Genomic DNA, 18,662 nt, shown 5'->3' with positions numbered 1-18,662 from the left:
TTCGGTCTAGTAAGTTTAGGAAGTTGGAAAACGATGTGCTATAATGGGTGCGCATAAACTTGGACGGAGATGAGCGCAATGACGAACAAAGCATCAAAGCAGGAACAGCCAGTAAAAATCGAAGTGGGACAACGGTTTCCCCTCACAATAAAGCGGCTTGGCATCAACGGCGAAGGTGTCGGTTATTTTAAAAAACGGGTCGTGTTTGTCCCCGGTGCGCTGCCAGGCGAGGAAGTCGTGGCGGAAGTGACGAAAGTGCAGCCGCGCTTTGCCGAAGCAAAGGTCAAAAAGCTGCGCAAATCATCGCCGGACCGGGTTGCTCCTCCGTGTCCGATTTACGACTCCTGTGGCGGCTGTCAGCTTCAGCATATGGCCTACCCGGCAACATTGCGTGAAAAGCGTGACATCGTGAAGCAGGCATTCGAACGGTATACACGACTGAAGCCGGAAGAATTAAATGTGAAAGAAACGATCGGCATGGAAGATCCGTGGCACTATCGCAATAAAAGTCAGCTGCAAGTCGGCAAACAAAATGAAAAGGTCCTTGCCGGCCTGTACGGAATGAATTCGCACGAGCTGATTGATCTGACGGACTGTATGGTCCAACATCCGGCGACGAACAAGGTCACCGAGCAGGTCAAACAAATCCTGGAAGACTTGCACATTCCAATTTATAATGAGAAAAAACGAAAAGGAATCGTGCGTACAATCGTCACCCGCGTCGGCTTTGCGACAGGGCACATCCAGCTCGTGCTGATTACGACGCAGAAGGAGCTGCCAAAGCAAAAGCTGCTGCTTGATGAAATCACACGGCGAATCCCCGAAGTGACTTCGATTCTGCAAAACATCAATGGTCAGAAAACGTCGCTGATTTTCGGCGAGGAGACCGTCCATCTTGTCGGGGAAGAAGTCATCCAGGAAACGTTGGGCGATGTCTCCTTCGAGCTGTCAGCCCGGGCGTTTTTCCAGCTGAACCCCGAACAAACGGTCAAGCTGTACGACGAAGCAAAGAAAGCGGCCCAACTAAGCGGCACAGAAAAGGTCGTGGACGCCTACTGCGGTGTCGGCACGATCGGAATGTGGCTGGTCAAGGATGCCGGAGAAATCCGCGGCATGGATGTCATCGCCGATTCCATCGACAATGCCAACAGGAACGCCGAGAAAAACGGCCTCACCAACGCCCATTACGTCGTCGGCAAAGCGGAAAAATGGCTACCGAAGTGGGTCAAGGAAGGCTGGAAACCGGACGTCATCGTCGTCGACCCGCCAAGAACGGGCTGCGACGCCGCCTTACTGAAAACGATCATCGAAGTCAAGCCAAAGCGGCTCGTCTACGTCTCCTGTAACCCATCCACGCTCGCCAAGGATATAAACGAGCTGCTTAAGGCAGGATTTAAGGTGGAGTACGTTCAGCCGGTGGATATGTTTCCGCACACATCTCAGGTTGAAGTCGTAACACAGATTGTGTTGAAATAACTGAGTCCGGTACAAAACTAGTTTTGTCATAGAAATGACTTCATTCGATACAAGCCCGTTGTGAACACTCTCAACGGGCTTAAAACGATAGGGGAGGTTATGCTCATTGCTTAGAGGCTTGAAGCGGAACGGGTTTGGTAGAAAGAAAGCACTATATTTCTATGAGTAATAAACACCCCCTCTTACTTAGGCTTTACTCCTCGCCCTTATATAAAATTTAAATAATTGGGGGAAATACTCTTCCTTTTTCATGACTGAGAGAGTTATCAGTAGTAAACGCTCTTTTTTATCGGTATATCAACCTATTTCTCCATTTCTTTCCATCCTTTATAATGAATATATGGATATAATTTCTTTTTCTGGAGGAGGGAGAAATGAAAGTAGTCGATACCTATACGCTCCGTCAGGCCATTAGCGACATCCAGGAGACGATCGATAAGCAGACTGACCAATTTACCAAACTCGAATTGACGATCCAGTCGTTCGTCTCACTGAATTCCTCTTTTTTAGGCCGTGCCGGGGAATCCATTCGTAGTTTCTACCAAGTTGCTCATCTACCATTTATCCAGTCTTTCAAGGACTTTCTGCAAAAGTACCAGCTGGCACTCCAGCAGATTGATCAAGAATTGCAAAGCCTTGAACCATATTTGTATGGGTATATCCGCGAAGATTTTCTGGCAGGGGATGTCAAACAGGGCTTGCTGAACCTCGAGCGAACGGTCACCTCTCTGACCGACACGGCAAATGCGGTTCTTACGAGCGTCCAGGATATTCTATACCTCCCCCCGCTTTCGGATGCCCATGTCCTTCAGGGCATTCATGAGGCGAGGATCGAAACCGACACGACGATCGAGCAGGTATACAGGTTTGACCATAAACATACGGAAGCTTTAAACTTATTACAGACAGACATTCAAACGCTGACAACCTACATAAACGACACTCCAAAATGTTCAGAAACAGGTCAGCTACGTGTTTCCTCCTTTACACCAGGTCAGCTGACCTACCGCACCTCGCACCTGTGGCTACAAACACAGATAAGCGAATCCGTTTCAGATCAGGAGACTCCTTCAAGTCCATCCACTTGGCGGGAAGCAGGATCAGCTATCCTCGATTTTCTGCCATTTTTCGGTAACATCAAGGCCGGCGTGGAAGCCTTAACCGGAAAGGATGCCATCACAGGCCGTCACCTAGAGGGCTGGGAAAGAGTCCTCGCCGGCGCAGCCATTATTGGCGGATCGCTAGCGAAAGGTGTTTCGAGAGGGATTAAGGGTATAGGAAAAGGAGAACAAGTATTAGATAAGGTCAAAACATATGAACAAGCAAGAAACAAGGTACTGGTCCTAGTTGGAGATTTGGGACCAAACTCACAGCCGTATACAGGTAAGCTTAGGTCAAGTACTGGATATGGTCAAGTTGTTGGTAGGCAGTCTGCTGACGGAAAAGTAAGATGGCGATTAGATTATGACCCTAATAAGGGGACGCATATAAATATTGAGGATTTTCGTAATGGTAAAGGGGCTAATGCCCGAAAAATCGCTATCCCATTTGAAGGTAACGAAAGTACTTTTAAATCTTTATTAAAATATTTGAATAGATAAGGTGGACTTTAGATGAGTTTATTTGATGAATGTATTGAAGCACTAGGGGAGGATGTACATGTCTTTTCTGATAATAATAGAGAGCAAATAGTAAGTAATTTTGAAAGTTCATTTCCATTTAAGTGGGGACGTATTGAATGGGAGAAAGTGTCTAGTTATGCTGAAGTGAATACAATCGATGAGATAATCTCCTTTTTTGACCAAAACGTAGATGAATACAGTGATGTTGTTTATGTAATTTGGGACCAAGAGGCTTTACCTATTATTCGATCTACTTTAGATAAAGTATTTAAAGTTATAGATGATGTTACTGCTGTAAGTTTTGATACATGGATATTTTCGCCATCTACAGGATATGTTATTGAAATATTTCATGATGGTGAAGTAAGAGTAGGGTTTAAGAAAAATTGATTAAACCTTGATTGGCTAAATGCCTTTCAAGGTTTCTTTTTGTAGCAGAGTAATGATATTACTACTAATCAAGGCAGGAGTAGGAAATAACAACACGACTACTTGAGCGCGTTGCTAGTTTCAATATAGAGGAGCAAAATAATGAGTATCTGATCACATTGTTCCTTGCACTGTTGTTTCAATAAATAAATATTATGTGAATGTGAATCTTAAAACGGATGATGTCAGAAATGACCTACGTTCTTGTTCAACAGAAATGGCATTATATCTGCGTTACAGACAGACATTCAAACGCTGACAACCTACATAAACGACATCTCCCAAATGTTCAGAACAGGTCAGCTACGTGTTTCCTCCTTTACACCAGGTCAGCTGACCTACCGCACCTCGCACCTGTTGCTACAGACACAGATAAGCGAATCCGTTTCAGATCAGGAGACTCCTTCAAGTCCATCCACTTGGCGGGAAGCAGGATCAGCTATCCTCGATTTTCTGCCATTTGTCGGCAACATCAAGGCCGGCGTGGAAGCCTTAACCGGAAAGGATGCCATCACAGGCCGTCACCTAGAGGGCTGGGAAAGAGCCCTCGCCGGCGCAGCCATTATTGGCGGACCGCTAGCGAAAGGTGTTTCGAGAGGGATTAAGGGTATAGATAATCGTGGTAGGTCGGGTAAACAAAGTAGGCTTAAAGAGATTGCAAATGATGATAAAGTATCTACTGCTTTAAGAGGTGAAATAAAGCAAGATATAAATGAAATAAAACTAGGAAAGAGAAAAAATATAAGAGTTCCACAAGGATATAATTTGGCACATAGACATGGTTATGAAGCAAGAAAAGGTTATGGATATGAATGTAGTGACCTTCAAACCATAAGAAGTCATAGAACTCAGCATAAACATGATGGCTATGGAAAGAGGATAAAATAGAGGAGGTAATGTTATTGAGTAACAAAGAGATTGAAGTAGTTAGTAAACTCCCTATTTCAAAAAGGTATGAATACTTTATAAAGAAAGTAGCTGACTTTGAGGAAGTTTGGGGATTGTTAGATGAAGGGTGGGCAATCTCAGAAGATGATAATGGAAATCCTCTAATGCCCTTTTGGCCGAAAAAAGAATTCGCAAATTTATGTGCAGTTGATGAATGGAAGAATTATAAAGCAGAACAGATAGAACTCGAGGACTTTTTGCAGGAATGGTTACCTGGTATGAAGGTAGATGGAATCAAACCTTCAATATTTTGGAATAATGTAGACTCTGCTGTATTAGATATTGATACATTAATCTTAGATTTAGAAGAGGAGTTAAAAAAATATTGATTTTTAAAAACCTTGATTGGCTACATGCCTTTCAAGGTTTCTTTTTTTTGAGGAAACTTAGTGCTGCACGAACGGCTTAATAAGTATTTGGTAAGCCTTGCAAGCTTAGGTCGTGAGCAGCACTCAGATTTTCTTGTTCGTTATCTCCGTTTTAAATTGCTGCCCCTCTCTCATGTCTCATCTTTCATAAAAGCTCCTTTCATTATCATGAGTTGTTCCCCTATTGTTTGACCATACGAATATCCTTTAACGATCCTTTAACCTTTTTGCCGAAAGGTGGGCGCTATAATGAAGGAATATGAGGAAGGTCAGTTTGTTGCCTATGAGAGCAAGGTAGGAGGTTGTTAAGTTGAAGCGAAGTAAAAAAATCGTCCCTCTTTGGAGCAGCGGTAAAGGCATCTTATTTCTATTTATGGCTATATGCCTTGTGATAGGGTGTTTCACACAAGAAAGTCAGGCCCAGTCGATGGAAGGCCCCGATTATGCTCAGCATTGGGCGAAAGAAACGATTGTGCATTGGCTTGAGCAGGGGCTTGCAAACGGTTATCCGGACGGTTCTTTCAAACCAGATCAGCCTATAACCCGGGCGGAGTGGATGGTGTTCACGAATCGGGTGTTTGGATTTGAGACTGGCTCGACGGGTTCCTTTAGCGATGTTAAGGATGGAGATTGGTATGCGGAGGAAATTGGCAGGGCGGTTGCGGCCGGATATATTCAAGGATATGAAGATAACACTGTCAGACCGTTGAAGGAGGTCTCACGCCAGGAGACGGCAGTGATGATCCACAGGATTTTGGAGCTTGAGACAAGACCGGAGCAAGCCGGCACGTACGTTGATGAGAAGAACATTGCCGAGTGGAGTCGAGGTGCAATCGGTGCATTAACGACGAAGCAGCTGATGGGAGGCTATCCAGACGGACGGTTTAGGCCGGAGCGTGAATTGACACGAGCGGAAGCCGTCGTGCTGCTGGATCAGGCCAAGACGACATGGGAGGCTTCTCAGGATATCAAGCTGGACGATGACGGAGAAACATTCGGTCCGGAAAGAGGCACGGAGCGAATTGGCGGAGATGTGATCGTAAGCGCTCAGGATACGACACTGCAAAACCTGATCGTAGAAGGAGACTTGATTATTGACAAGTCGGTCGGAGAAGGGGATGTCGATCTGCAAAATGTGAAAGTGCAAGGGACGATGCAGCTGCACGGGGGCGGAAGCGACAGCATCCGACTGAAGGACAGTACAGTACGGTTGCTTGTCATTGATAAAGAGGATGGAACGGTTCGTGTGGTGGCGATCGGAGAGACGGCGATATCGGAAACGGAGGTCTATTCTTCGGCCAATCTGGAAGCAGCGGAAGGTATGACGGGAGATGGCTTTCAGTACGTCACAATGGACGGAGGTCACCTCGAGCTGCGGGTAGTTCGGGCAGTGATCGAACAGCTGCAGGCGACAGAAAATGTCAAGGATTCCTATCTATACTTGGTGGAAAATGGGGAAATCATCGAGCTGGTCAATAATGGTGAGTTGCAAGTTATCACTATGGGGAACAATGATGACCGTGATCGTGGCGGTTCAGGCTCAGGTTCAGGCTCTGGTTCTGGTTCGAAACCAGCCCCTATCGAAGCTGATTATATGGAGCTGACAACGGATCCGGAAACCGTCGTGGCAGGTGAGGACATTTCCGTGGAGTTTGCGGTCTATCGTTCGGATGGTACTTTGGATACAGCGTTTGATGGGGAAAAAGAGGTTACGGTAAGTGGATATACTTCTGCGCCGGATGGGACAGTCGGTACTTTTGCAGGGACGACGTTGTCTGGGGCGTCGGTCACCGCAACCCTTGTCTTTCATGATGGAAGAGCATCGGGGAATCTAAGCTTGCATCATGCCGCCGAGCAGACGATTCAGCTGGAGGTGTCCGGAGTCGGGGTGGATACGTTCACCATGACCCCTGAACCGGCTGCGGTGGATCGGTTGATCCTGGTGCAGGAGCCGAGTACCTTAGTTACGGAGAATGTCGTATTCGACGACCAGCCGATCATTCAAGTGGTGGACGAGTATGGTAATCCGTTAACAAGTCTAAATACCGGAACCGTTCAGGTTGAAGTGCAAGACAGCGATACAACAGAGTTCAGTTTGAAGGGGAATGTGACGGCGGCAATTGAGGACGGCATGGCTGCCTTTGATGACCTGGCACTGCTAGGTGAAGGAACTGGAGCCATTCTCCGTTTCACAACGGATATTACTGAAGTGACAACTCCGCTCTTGAGTCGTCCAATCGAAGTTCGAGTCTTTGCGGGAGGAGATGGATCAAGTGAGGCGCCATTTTTAATTGAAAGTCCGGTACATCTCGCCAATATGAGCAAGGATTTAACGGCGCATTACAAACTGAATGCAGACATCAAGCTGTCCAAGGATCTAAGCTTTTATGAGGATGCCGGGGGCTGGGTTCCGATTGGAACAACTACGGAACCTTTTCAAGGAATATTCGATGGCAACGGACACACGATATCGGACCTAAGGATTTCAAGGAATGCGGATCATCAGGGGCTTTTTGGATACGTGAATGATGGAGAAATCAAAAATATTCACTTGGAGAATGCAGAGGTTTGGTCGGATGCAAGTGACAATGCTGGTGCCCTTGCAGGGACAATAAGCACTGGCGTCACAGTATCCAATGTGTCGGCATCGGGGACTGTGGTAGGAAATGGGTTAATTGGAGGACTTATAGGGAGTACTTCTGGAACGGTCATCCGCTCCCATTTCGTCTCTACGGATAAAGTGCAAGGCAACCAGTACGTCGGAGGGCTCGTAGGGGTCAGTAACGGGGACATCTCCGAGAGCTATGCCGATGTCAACGTAATGGGCTGGAATTCAGTTGGTGGGCTTGTCGGATACAACCTTGGGTCGGTCTCCCGCTCTTATGTGTCCTCATCGGGTACAGTGGAAGGCGATGCCAGGATCGGTGGTCTCATCGGGCATAACTTCGAAGAGGTTTCCCAAAGCTTTGCCAACATATCGGTAAAGGGTAGAACTGTGGTTGGAGGACTCGTTGGCTATAACGACGAAGTCAACGGGGTTGTTGAGAGTTACGCAGCAGGTGTGGTCACAGCATCTGAATCTCTTGCTGGCGGACTTGTTGGAGGAGGTGAAGCAGTTATAAATTCGTATTACTATCAAGAGCCGGAGAATGGAATAGGAACTAAAGTGGAGACAGAAGCTGCGATGAAAAACCATAAAACTTATACTGATTGGAAGTTTCTCGGATATGACGAAGTCACCATCGATGATGCCGTATGGGAAATTGATGAAGGTGTTTCATTTCCGACCTTGATCTGGCGCGATTGAGTTGGAATAAGTTCCGTATTCAGTATGCTTAAAAAAGGGGTTTTTTAAAGCTTTGTTGCAGCCTGTTGTGCTCCTTATGAGATAGACGGATGTTATCATGACTTGCTGCGATAACTCATATTGTTCGGACTCTTGACGAGAGGGTTGACCCGATCCGAGGCTATCAGCCTCGGATCTTTTTTAACCTTTCTTTAACCAAATTGGGAGGTAGGCGGTGATAAGATTATTCAGATAAGGTGTTATCAAATAAAACATTTGTAATCTGGGAGGTGGCTATGCAATTGAAAAAGCTAAGTTTGGTTGTCTGGCTCGTTTTGACTCTGTGCCTCGCAGCGGGAGACATCGCGCCTGCGGTTCAGGCCAATCCGGCGGAAGGGGGCGATTATGCCGGCCATTGGGCAAATGAAACGATTGAAAAATGGATGAATATGAACATGCTGAATGGTTTTCCTGACGGATCCATTCGTCCGGATCAGTCGGTCACGCGTGCCGAGTTTATCGTTTTGGTCAATCGCGCGTTCGGATTTTCGGCAGGCGCGGCGATCCCCTTTCATGACGTGGATGAGAACGACTGGTACGCTCCCGCGGTGGCATCTGCAGTTCAAGGAGGATACATATCAGGGTATCGAGATGAGTCATTCCGTCCGTTGCGGGAAGTGAGCCGGGCGGAAGCGGCGCAGATGATGAAAAATATTTTAGCGCTTGATCCCGATCCGGCAGCGGCGGCTACCTTCGTTGACGAAACAGCGATCGCGGAATGGAGCCGCGGTGCGATTGGCGCCGTCAAGGCGAACAGTATTATGAGCGGCTATCCAGACGGACAGTTTCAACCGGAACGTTCGCTGACCCGGGCAGAAGCGATTGTACTGCTAGATCAGGCGCTTGAAGTGAGGGAGGACTCTGATCCGGAAAAGGAAGCAGAGCATGTGATCATTGACGAGGAAGGCGACACACTTGGTCCGGAAGACGGCAGTTTACACTGGATTGCCGGCGATGTGACCGTGACCGCATCAAATGTAACATTGCAAAATGTCATTATTGAGGGCGACCTGGTCATTGCGAAAGAAGTCGGCGAAGGAGATGTTAATCTACACAGAGTAGAGGTGCGCAGCACGATGGAGGTGCACGGCGGAGGAAGTGAAAGTATTCATCTGAACGACAGTGTCGTCCTCCGGCTCGTTATCGACAAAGAAAACGGCGCGGTACGTATTGTCGCTTCTGGAAATACGTCCGTCACAGAAACGATCGTCTTTTCGGATGTCCAGATGGAGGTAACGGACAATGCCGACGGGGAAGGTTTTCAAAACGTCATGCTGAATGGCAGCGAAATGGAGATGAGCATCGTCCGTGCGGTCATCGACCTGCTTTATGTGACGGAAGAAGTGACGGATTCGACATTGTACCTGCTAGACGATGCCCGCATCATCGACTTGATCAATGAAGGACGGATTGAAATGATCGAACCCGGAAGCGGAAACCAGGGCGGAGGAACCGACAGGGGCAGTGGTGGATCTGGTGGTGGCTCCGGTGGGCCTCCAATATCCGATGGGAAAGACGCAAACTATATGAAAGTAGCGGTTTCTGATCCTACCGCTTCAGCGGGGACCCCTGTCGATGTAACTGTCGAGGTCTATCGGTCCGATGACGAACGGGATAGGGATTTTAATGGCGATTATACCGTAACCTTGAGCGGATACAGCTTCGCTCCCGATGGAACTGCGGGTTTCTTCGCCGGCGAGAAGCTGGAAGGCGCGGCGACGGACGCCATATTGCGCTTCACGGACGGGAAGGCAAGTGGCGAGTTAATTTTGCACCATGCCGCCTTGCAACCTATCGAGGTTCGTATCGACGGCGGTGCGGCGATCATCTCCGATACGATGACGGTGGAACCCCAATACGGCACGTTGGCGGAACTCCATTTCAACGCCCCTGTGGCGAGTGTAGTGGAAGAAACGGCTTTTGCCGTATCGGTGAGCGTCACCGATACATTTGGCAATCGGATACCGGAGTCGGTATCCGTGACGGTGGAGGTGTCCGATGCGGGCACCGGCCCGAGTGAACTCGTTGGCGGAACGGCTACGGTTGTTACGACAGACGGTGTGGCCAGCTTCGATCATCTCATTCTTAGAGGCATCGGGGAAGGCGTGAGACTACGGTTTCAAGCTGACACAGTGGAGTTGATCAGCGATCCGATTACCGTAGACAATCTGTTTGAAACGGGAGAGGGGACGGCAGAGACTCCGTTTGAAGTGGCGAATTTCGAGCAATTAACCAGCATTCGCAAAAAACTGGACGCTCACTTCGTGCTAACCGACAATATTGAACTGCCTGCGACGGACGGTGGCGAAATTCGTTGCGACGATTTTGCGGATGTGGAGTGGTGCCTGTCGTATAAGGAAAACGGGGGTTGGGAGCCAATTGGTACGGACGGGAACCCGTTTACCGGAACGTTCGACGGCGGCGACCATACGATTGCCAATCTGACCATCAACAGGGCTGAGGATAACCAAGGGATGTTCGGCCATGTACAAGGAGGACATATCCAGAATGTGGTTCTGGACAACGCGTACGTCGACACAACGACAGACGATGATTCTGAGGGGAAAATGTTTGTCGGTTTGCTCGTTGGAAAATTGGACGGCAATGGGAGCGTCACGAACGCGACGGTCTCCGGTGAAGTGTCCGGTCGTGGCATCGTCGGGGGGCTGCTTGGATTTCTAGACGGAGGTAGTACGGTCACTGACTCCAGTTCGGACGTCACCGTGTTTGGATACACGGATGGCTCACGCTCGGGAGGACTGATCGGAGAGAACTTTGGAACGGTTGCCGATTCCAACGCAACCGGCAACGTGACGGGCGGTTATAATACCGGTGGTCTCATCGGGTACAACAGGGACTCCGCGACCGTCATCCGCACGTACGCGACGGGTGATGTAGAGGTGCCCGGGATAAATCGAGACAATGGCGGCCTGATCGGCACAAACGCTGGTACGGTAGTGCTATCTTTCGCCACGGGCACCATCTCCAGCGGGTCTAATTCCGGCGGTCTGATCGAATGGAATACCGGGAACGTTGCCCATGTCTACGCCACGGGCGACGTGAACGCCACAAATTTCCCTGCTGGTCTCATTTCGGGTAACCCTAGCAGCGGAAACTTTGCCTACGGGTATGCAACGGGGAACGTGAATGGCGACTTAGAGCCCGCCGGTCTGGTTTCCACCGAGTCCGGGGTGTCCGTATACTCCTACCACAACGGTCCCGACAACGCTATCGGCAACCTGAGAACAGACACGGAATTGATGCAACGTTCCACGTATGAGCATTGGCCGTTCGCCGGCGACGACGATTTGGATGGAGAGCCGGTCTGGATCATCAACGACGGTGTCGGGCTGCCGCAATTGTACTGGACGTATGAAGCGCCGGGAGCAGATGAAGGGCTTGAGCTGACGGCAATCACTGGGTCTACCGAGTCGCTCAACCTGAACATGACGGACAACACCACAGCCGCTATCACGTTGACGGGCGAATGGAGTGACGGCACCACCGACGAGGATGTAACGTCGCTAGCGATGTGGCACTCCCGAGATTCCGGAATCGCCACGGTAGAGAATGGTCAGGTTAGGGCTGTCAGTGCAGGAGATACGGTTATCATAGCTGTCTTGGGTGATCAGGTTATCAAGATTGACTTAACTGTAGAATGAATGACGGAGACTGGGTTACGGCTAAGGTTTTGATGGGAAATATGGCAGTGTTTCAGTTCTGTGCAACGTACTAACCTAAGAATCGTTTTGGTAATGGTTAAAATCTGGCGCAGGCTTCGCACACTGCTTCGGAGCTTGAAACAAAAGGTAAACCAGCCTTTTGTTTCAAGTTTTTTCGCTTTTTAGATATACGAGCTCAATAAATCTCCCAGACATTAGAGACAGCCATGCCACCGTTCATGCAGAGGAGGGGGCTTCGTTCGTGGCACGAAGAGAATTGCCGATAAGCTATTGAACATACGTCGACATGAAGCACCCGTGGAATAAAACAGCAAGGCCGTTTGCCGTACTGCCAAGGAGCCGGAAAGGGAATCCGTATGATAAGATGGATTCCTTTTTTGGCTCTTTTTTTCATGCGTTTGGTGCGATGCATCACCTAGTGGTGAAAGACCGTAACTAGCTGGTTGCCAGAATAACAATAGTCGTAAATGCCAGGTGGCCGATCTATCCGTCTTGCTTGTCCATCTCAAACTTATACAAGATCCTTTAACGAAGCTTTAACCATTTTTCTCCTTTTACAATGATAGAATGACTGATAGCTTGATAGAAAAGGAGAGAAGATGGATGACTCGAAAAAAGAGGCGGTTGATCTCCCTACTCTTGATCCTTGTCTTAATGGCGCAAATGTTGCCCATTACAATGGTGAGTGCGACTGAGGGACCATACATTGAGGGAGACTTTCAGTATTATGTGAATGATGATGGCGACGTGATGCTGAGCAACTATTTCGGTGAGAGGGGCATTGATCTGGAGCTGCCTGCGGAACTGGGCGGGCAGCCGCTGAAGATCATTGCCAGCGGAGTGTTAGATAGAAGGGAATTGACCGCAGTAAGCATACCAGATTCTGTAGAGCGGATTGTTATGGGTGCTTTTTCCAACAATCGTTTGACGACGGTGACGATTCCGGCAAGCGTGACGGACATTGGCAATCAGGCTTTTCATAATAACGAGCTGAGCACAGTAGTGGTGCATAATGACAGCGTGACGTTCGGAGATGGTGTGTTTGAGGGCAACGCTTCGGACTTGACTTTAATCGGTGATGTGGGATCAACCACAGAAGCTTATGCCGATGAGCACGGCTATGCTTTCATGAGCATTGCCCACTATTTGGGTTACGGCTTTGAGTATGAAGGGAACGGAGATGGCACGGCGACGATCACGGGATGGGATGAAACAGGTTTTGGTCCTGTCCCTGATCCATTGATCATACCGGCTGAGTTGTCAATCCCTGATGAAGCGGAAACGTTGACCGTGACGGGAGTTGGTGAAGAAGCCTTTCGTGGTAAAGGGCTTACGGAGGTGACCATTTCTCATAGCGTGACAACGATTGGAGCACATGCTTTTCTGGGTAACAACCTGACGGAGCTCGTGATCCCAGAAAGTGTTGTGGAGATTGGCCGGAACGCGTTCTCAGAAAATGATCTCAGCGAAGTGGTGATTCGTCATGACAGCGTGACGTTCGGAGATAATGTGTTTGCGAACAATGCTGCTGAGCTGACCTTGATCGGCGGATCAACCGTACAGGCTTATGCTGATGGGTATGGTTACCACTTTATCGACATTGATGGCTCAGGCTTTCAATATGACGACCACGGTGACGGGACAGCAACGATCACGGGATGGGATGAGGCTGTCTATGGCGCCGTGCCTGATCCGTTGTTCATCCCGGATAGCGTCGGTGAGGACTTGACTGTCACAACGATTGGGGCGAATGCCTTTCGTGATCGTAGTCTAACGGATGTAACCATCCCCGACGAGGTCACGGAGATTGCCGAAGCTGCTTTTGCGGATAACGCTTTAAGTGATGTGACTTTTTCGGCAGCGTTGGAAGTCATCGGGTCGCAAGCGTTTATGGGAAACAAGCTGGAAGTGCTGAATATTCCTGCAAGTGTTACAGAGATTGGTGCTGAAGCTTTTGCCAATAACGAGCTGACGGAAGTGGCGATTCCTAATCGTATTACGGAGATTGGTGATCGGGCTTTTCAGAATAACGGTTTAACTGAAATTGAGTTTCCCGAGGGGTTGGAAACGATTGGCGAGGAAGCCTTTCGGAATAATGACTTGGAGGATGTGGAATTCCCGGACAATCTAACGGAGATTGGTGCGCGGGCTTTTCGGGACAACAGTTTGTCTGAAGCTGCGTTTCCAGAGGATTTGGAAGTCATTGGTGAAGAAGCCTTTCGGAATAATGACTTGGTGGAAGTAACATTCCCGGACAATCTAACGACGATCGGGCGTTGGTCTTTTCAAGATAACCTGCTCACGGAAGTGACGCTTCCTGCTGGTATTACGTCGATTGAGTCGAATGTTTTTTTTCGGAATAATCTTATAGCAGTCGATCTTCCAGAAGGTGTGCAAGCCATCGGCAACCAGTCATTTTTCGGCAATGCTCTGGCGAAAGTCGCTCTTCCGGATCATCTGGAGACCATCGGCAATCAAGCTTTTGCGGGAAATGCTCTCACCGAGGTGATCATCCCTGAAAACGTCACACAGATTGGCGACGGTGCTTTCCAAAACAACGACCTCACACAAGTGGTCATTTCCCCTGAAGATGTGGTGTTTGCAGCTTCCGGCAACATCTTTGCGGACAACACGGACGACCTGGCCTTAGTCGGTTATAGAGGATCGACGACGGAGGCGTATGCCGCGGAGCATGAGTATCGCTTTGTGGATATTCGGCTTTATTCGGGGCTGAGTTTTGAATATGAGATCAACGCCGATGATACGTTAACGATCACTGGATGGAATGAAGCCGATTATGGCCCTGTGCCGACGTCGCTGGTGATTCCGGAGATGATTGAGGGACGGACGGTCACTGCGATTGGGGAGGAAGCCTTCGAGGAAAAATCTCTGACGGAAGTGTCCCTTCCGGATACGCTGACGACAATTGGCGACTATGCGTTTTGGGGGAACAGGCTGACGGAGTTGACGCTTCCAGATGGGGTAACGTCGATTGGGAATTATGCGTTTACGGATAACCGCTTGGAGGAATTAACGCTTCCGAATACGCTCGCGGTGATCGGGAACAATGTGTTTGCGATGAACAATTTGGAGGAAGTGGTGATTCCCGACGGCGTGACTGCAATTGGGAACTGGGCTTTTGGTCAAAACGAACTGACGAGGATTGTCATTCCCGATAGTGTGACGACGATTGGGGAGTATGCCTTTAGGGAGAATGAACTGGAGACGTTGGTGATCCCGGATAGTGTGACGACTATGGGGGCGTATGCTTTTCATGACAATAAGCTCACTGAGGTCGTGTTTGGGACGGGGCTAAACAGAATTGCCGACGAGGCTTTTTCTAGGAACCAGCTGACGTCCGTGGTCATTCCAGATGGGGTGACAGGCATCGGGCATTGGGCTTTTTATGACAATCGTCTTACGGAAATTGAATTCGGCGACGATGTGCTAACGATCGGAACGGAGGCTTTCATGGGGAATGCTCTGGAATCCTTGGATCTTCCAGATAGTGTGACGTCGATTGGCAACGGTGCTTTTGGGTATAACAACCTCACTAGCCTGGAAATCCCGGATAGTGTGACGTCGATTGGCAACGGCGCTTTTGAATATAATGACTTACGAACAGTCATTATTCATAACGACGAGGTTGATTTTTTTTCCGGAAATGTGTTCCCGAACAACGACCCTGATCTGACGTTGATCGGTTATGTAGACTCGACGACGGAAGCGTATGCTGCGGAATACGAGCATCGTTTTGTGGATATTGTTCTTTATTTGGGTCTGGGCTTTGAATATGAGATCAACGCCGATGACACGCTGACGATCACCGGCTGGAACGAAGACGATTATGGCCCTGTGCCGACGTCGCTGGTGATTCCGGAAATGATTGGGGGACGGACGGTCACTGCGATTGGGAGTTATGCCTTTCAGAATAACAATCTGACAGAGGTGACCATTCCAGACAGCGTGGTGGTTATAGGGAGCTCTGCCTTTCAGGGTAATAACCTGACAGAGGTGGTGTTGGGCACCGGTGTGGAGGTGATTGGGGACTCTGCCTTTCAGAATAACAATCTGACAGAGGTGATCATTCCAGACAATGTGACGGAGATAGGGACTGGCGCTTTTTGGAATAACAGCCTGACAGAGGTGGTGTTGGGCGCCGGTGTGGAGACGATTGGGGACTCTGCCTTTCAGAATAACAATCTGACAGAGGTGATCATCCCAGACAGCGTGGTGGTTATAGGGTCTGGCGCCTTTGTGACTAACCCCCTGACAGAGGTGGAGCTGGGCACCGGTGTGCAGACAATTGGGAACTCTGCCTTTGCGTTTAACGCTCTGACGGACGTGATCATCCCAGACAATGTGACGGAGATAGGGTCTGGTGCCTTTGCGAATAACAGCCTGACAGAGGTGGAGCTGGGCACCGGTGTGGAGACAATTGGGAGCACTGCCTTTCAGAATAACGATCTGACGGAGGTGATCATCCCAGACAATGTGACGGAGATAGTGGCTTTTGCCTTTAGGAATAACAACCTGACAGAGGTGATCATTCACAATCTTGATGTTGCGTTCGGCAACGACGTGTTTGAGGATAACGCGGCTGATTTGACACTGATTGGGCACGCGGATTCGACGACGCAATCTTATGCTGCTGAGCACGATCATCGTTTTGTCGCTTTTGACTCAGCTCCTGAAGTCACGATTTTTTATGCTGACGAAGTGGTTGACGCACCGATTGATGTGGTTTTGGGTGCCTCGGCTTCATTGAGGCTCGAGTCCTCCCATAGTCATTTTGAGATTGAAGGGGTGGAATGGACGGTTGACGGGATAACGGCAGGGTCCGATGATACGTTGGAACTCGACACGGGAACCGTGGGAACGTTGACGGTACAGGCCACAGCCACCACGGAATACGGAGGCGCGGCGACAGAAACAGTGACAGTGAATGTCAAGCCGCCTGTCCCGGATACGCCTGTGTTAGAGGTTGACAGCACTTCAACTACGTCGATTCAGGTGAGTTGGGAAAATGTCGCCTATGCCGAAGAGTATGTGCTAACACGTGATGGAGACGAGATTTACCGTGGCGAGGAAATGGTGTATGAAGATACTGGCTTAACACCGGAGACAACGTACGAGTACAGCCTGAAAGCGGTGAATGACTCCGGTGAGAGTGGAGCCTCTACCGTGACAGCGACGACTGCTGCGCGTGCTTCCGGTGGAGGCGGTGGCGGAGGGGGAGCTCCAAGTCCTTCGCCGCGTCCGCCAAGTTCTGCCACGGAGGAAGAGATTCCTGTCGTGGTGGAAGGAATAGAGGAGGAAGTGTTAGTCCTGATTCGGACGACAGGGTCGAACGGAGCCGTGACAGAAGAATTGGTCATAACAGAGTCCTTTGTTACTTTCTTTTTGGATCGAGACGACGTTCCTGATACTCTCCGGCTCTTTTGGCCCGAGGAGGAAGACGTGTCCCGGATGATGATCACGATTGAGAAAGAAGCAGCGGTGCTACTAGAGGAAGCGAATGTGAACGTGGATATCCTTACCTCCTACTTGGGTCTGTTCTTGCCAGTCTCTTCCATGGGGGATGTCAGTGAAGACTTATCCTTGGAGTTGGAGCCGGTCCGAGAGGAAGTTGATCACGAAGCCATCAGTGAGCAAGCACAGGAAGCAGCTCTCCGGCTCGGTCTTGACGATCCGAAAGTGGACATTCTTACCTGGCCGGTGATGGTGACAACCAATGTCCAAGGACGTAGCGTCGACCTGACGATTCCGCTACCGGAACTGGACACGGAAAATCGTGAGGACATCGTCGTATTTATCGAGCATAGTGATGAGGAGCAAGTGCTTGTACCGGTCGAGTTCATTTCATATCCAGGAACGGCGGGAGAGGAAGGAGTTACTTTTCAAGTAGAGAAGTTCAGTACCTTCACTCCGTTGTCCTTGGAAGGATGGGCCAACTACCTTAGGGAAGAAGAAGGAGAGCCAATTCCTCCTTACATTGAAGGCTATCCCGATGGAACATTCCGTCCTAATGAATCAGTAACCAGAGAACAAATGGCGACTATGCTCGGCCGTTATCTCGGGAGCGAGGAAGACGAGAGAGAAGGCTGGTTTGTTGACATTTCCGACGAGCACTGGGCCTACCATGAAATTTCTGTAGTCCAGCGGAACGGCATCATGAACGGATATGAAGATAGGCAGTTCCGGCCTGAAGAAGAAATCACCCGGGCTCAGATGGCGGTTATCGCCTACCGCTGGATGCACGAGCAAAGGGAGGATTGTTGCCCAGATAAGGGAGAAGGTACGGTCATTCTTTACGAGGATGTGTCCCAAAACCATTGGGCCAAGGAAGAGATCGATGCGATCAGCCAATGGGGATTGATGGAAGGGTTTGGAGACAACTCTTTTCGCCCAGCGGCACCATTAACGAGGGCCCAGGCCGTTACTGTGTTAAACCGCCTTTTTGCGCGGGAGGCTGCTGACGTAAGTACGAACCCGAGCTTCGCCGATGTGCCGGTCACCCATTGGGCGTACGCTGACATCGAAACAGCGGCAAGAGGGCAATAAACCGATTTTTAGATCACTGGCAAGGAGCCGAAAAGGATATCCATCTCTTATATGGATTCTCCCTTTCGGCTTTTTTAGCGGCTTCCGGCTCGCCTCTCTGCCCGTATGGCAGTCGTGGTGTTTTTATTATAATGGAAGGGAGACTGGCGCAACTATACTTGGTGTAAGCTGGAGGGGGGAAAGGGTGGGCAATGTGATCATTGCTTCGATGGAGATGTAGGCCTGT

General features: G+C 49.4%; 8 protein-coding genes. All 8 read left to right on the top strand.

Going from position 1 to position 18,662, the window contains the following annotated elements; all coding sequences use genetic code 11:
- Window positions 1-78 precede the first annotated feature (78 nt).
- Window positions 79-1,476: a 23S rRNA (uracil(1939)-C(5))-methyltransferase RlmD gene (gene rlmD, locus M3202_RS10120; RefSeq protein WP_251223222.1), complete on the top strand. Its 1,398-nt coding sequence runs from the start codon at window positions 79-81 to the stop codon at window positions 1,474-1,476.
- A gap of 374 nt (window positions 1,477-1,850) precedes the next feature.
- Window positions 1,851-3,077, top strand: coding sequence for a T7SS effector LXG polymorphic toxin (locus tag M3202_RS10115; RefSeq protein WP_251223221.1), 1,227 nt, complete (start codon window positions 1,851-1,853; stop codon window positions 3,075-3,077).
- Window positions 3,078-3,089: 12 nt separating this feature from the next.
- Window positions 3,090-3,488: a CDI toxin immunity protein gene (locus M3202_RS10110; protein ID WP_251223220.1), complete on the top strand. Its 399-nt coding sequence runs from the start codon at window positions 3,090-3,092 to the stop codon at window positions 3,486-3,488.
- A 324-nt stretch (window positions 3,489-3,812) separates the two neighbouring features.
- Complete coding sequence (locus M3202_RS10105) at window positions 3,813-4,415, top strand: polymorphic toxin type 8 domain-containing protein (protein ID WP_251223219.1); 603 nt, start codon at window positions 3,813-3,815, stop codon at window positions 4,413-4,415.
- An 8-nt stretch (window positions 4,416-4,423) separates the two neighbouring features.
- Complete coding sequence (locus tag M3202_RS10100; protein WP_349775614.1) at window positions 4,424-4,804, top strand: DUF2750 domain-containing protein; 381 nt, start codon at window positions 4,424-4,426, stop codon at window positions 4,802-4,804.
- A 349-nt stretch (window positions 4,805-5,153) separates the two neighbouring features.
- Window positions 5,154-8,150 carry an S-layer homology domain-containing protein gene (locus M3202_RS10095; RefSeq protein ID WP_251223217.1) on the top strand — a complete coding sequence of 999 codons (2,997 nt, stop codon included), beginning with the start codon at window positions 5,154-5,156 and terminating at the stop codon, window positions 8,148-8,150.
- A 275-nt stretch (window positions 8,151-8,425) separates the two neighbouring features.
- Window positions 8,426-11,851, top strand: coding sequence for an S-layer homology domain-containing protein (locus M3202_RS10090; protein WP_251223216.1), 3,426 nt, complete (start codon window positions 8,426-8,428; stop codon window positions 11,849-11,851).
- A gap of 624 nt (window positions 11,852-12,475) precedes the next feature.
- Window positions 12,476-18,436, top strand: a complete 5,961-nt coding sequence (locus tag M3202_RS10085) for a leucine-rich repeat protein (protein WP_251223215.1) — start codon at window positions 12,476-12,478, stop codon at window positions 18,434-18,436.
- Window positions 18,437-18,662 lie beyond the last annotated feature (226 nt).

Source organism: Halalkalibacter oceani, assembly GCF_023715605.1.
In the GTDB taxonomy this organism is placed as follows: Bacteria; Bacillota; Bacilli; order Bacillales; family Bacillaceae_D; genus Halalkalibacter; species Halalkalibacter oceani.
The sequence above is the reverse complement of the archived record's forward strand: the minus strand, read 5'-3'. Positions and strand labels throughout refer to the sequence as shown.

Excerpts from the sequence above, each read along its gene's own strand:
- rlmD (WP_251223222.1), top strand. The coding sequence starts at position 79 with ATGACGAACAAAGCATCAAAGCAGGAACAGCCAGTAAAAATCGAAGTG.
- M3202_RS10115 (WP_251223221.1), top strand. The coding sequence starts at position 1,851 with ATGAAAGTAGTCGATACCTATACGCTCCGTCAGGCCATTAGCGACATC.
- M3202_RS10110 (WP_251223220.1), top strand. The coding sequence starts at position 3,090 with ATGAGTTTATTTGATGAATGTATTGAAGCACTAGGGGAGGATGTACAT.
- M3202_RS10105 (WP_251223219.1), top strand. The coding sequence starts at position 3,813 with ATGTTCAGAACAGGTCAGCTACGTGTTTCCTCCTTTACACCAGGTCAG.
- M3202_RS10100 (WP_349775614.1), top strand. The coding sequence starts at position 4,424 with ATGTTATTGAGTAACAAAGAGATTGAAGTAGTTAGTAAACTCCCTATT.
- M3202_RS10090 (WP_251223216.1), top strand. The coding sequence starts at position 8,426 with ATGCAATTGAAAAAGCTAAGTTTGGTTGTCTGGCTCGTTTTGACTCTG.
- M3202_RS10085 (WP_251223215.1), top strand. The coding sequence starts at position 12,476 with ATGACTCGAAAAAAGAGGCGGTTGATCTCCCTACTCTTGATCCTTGTC.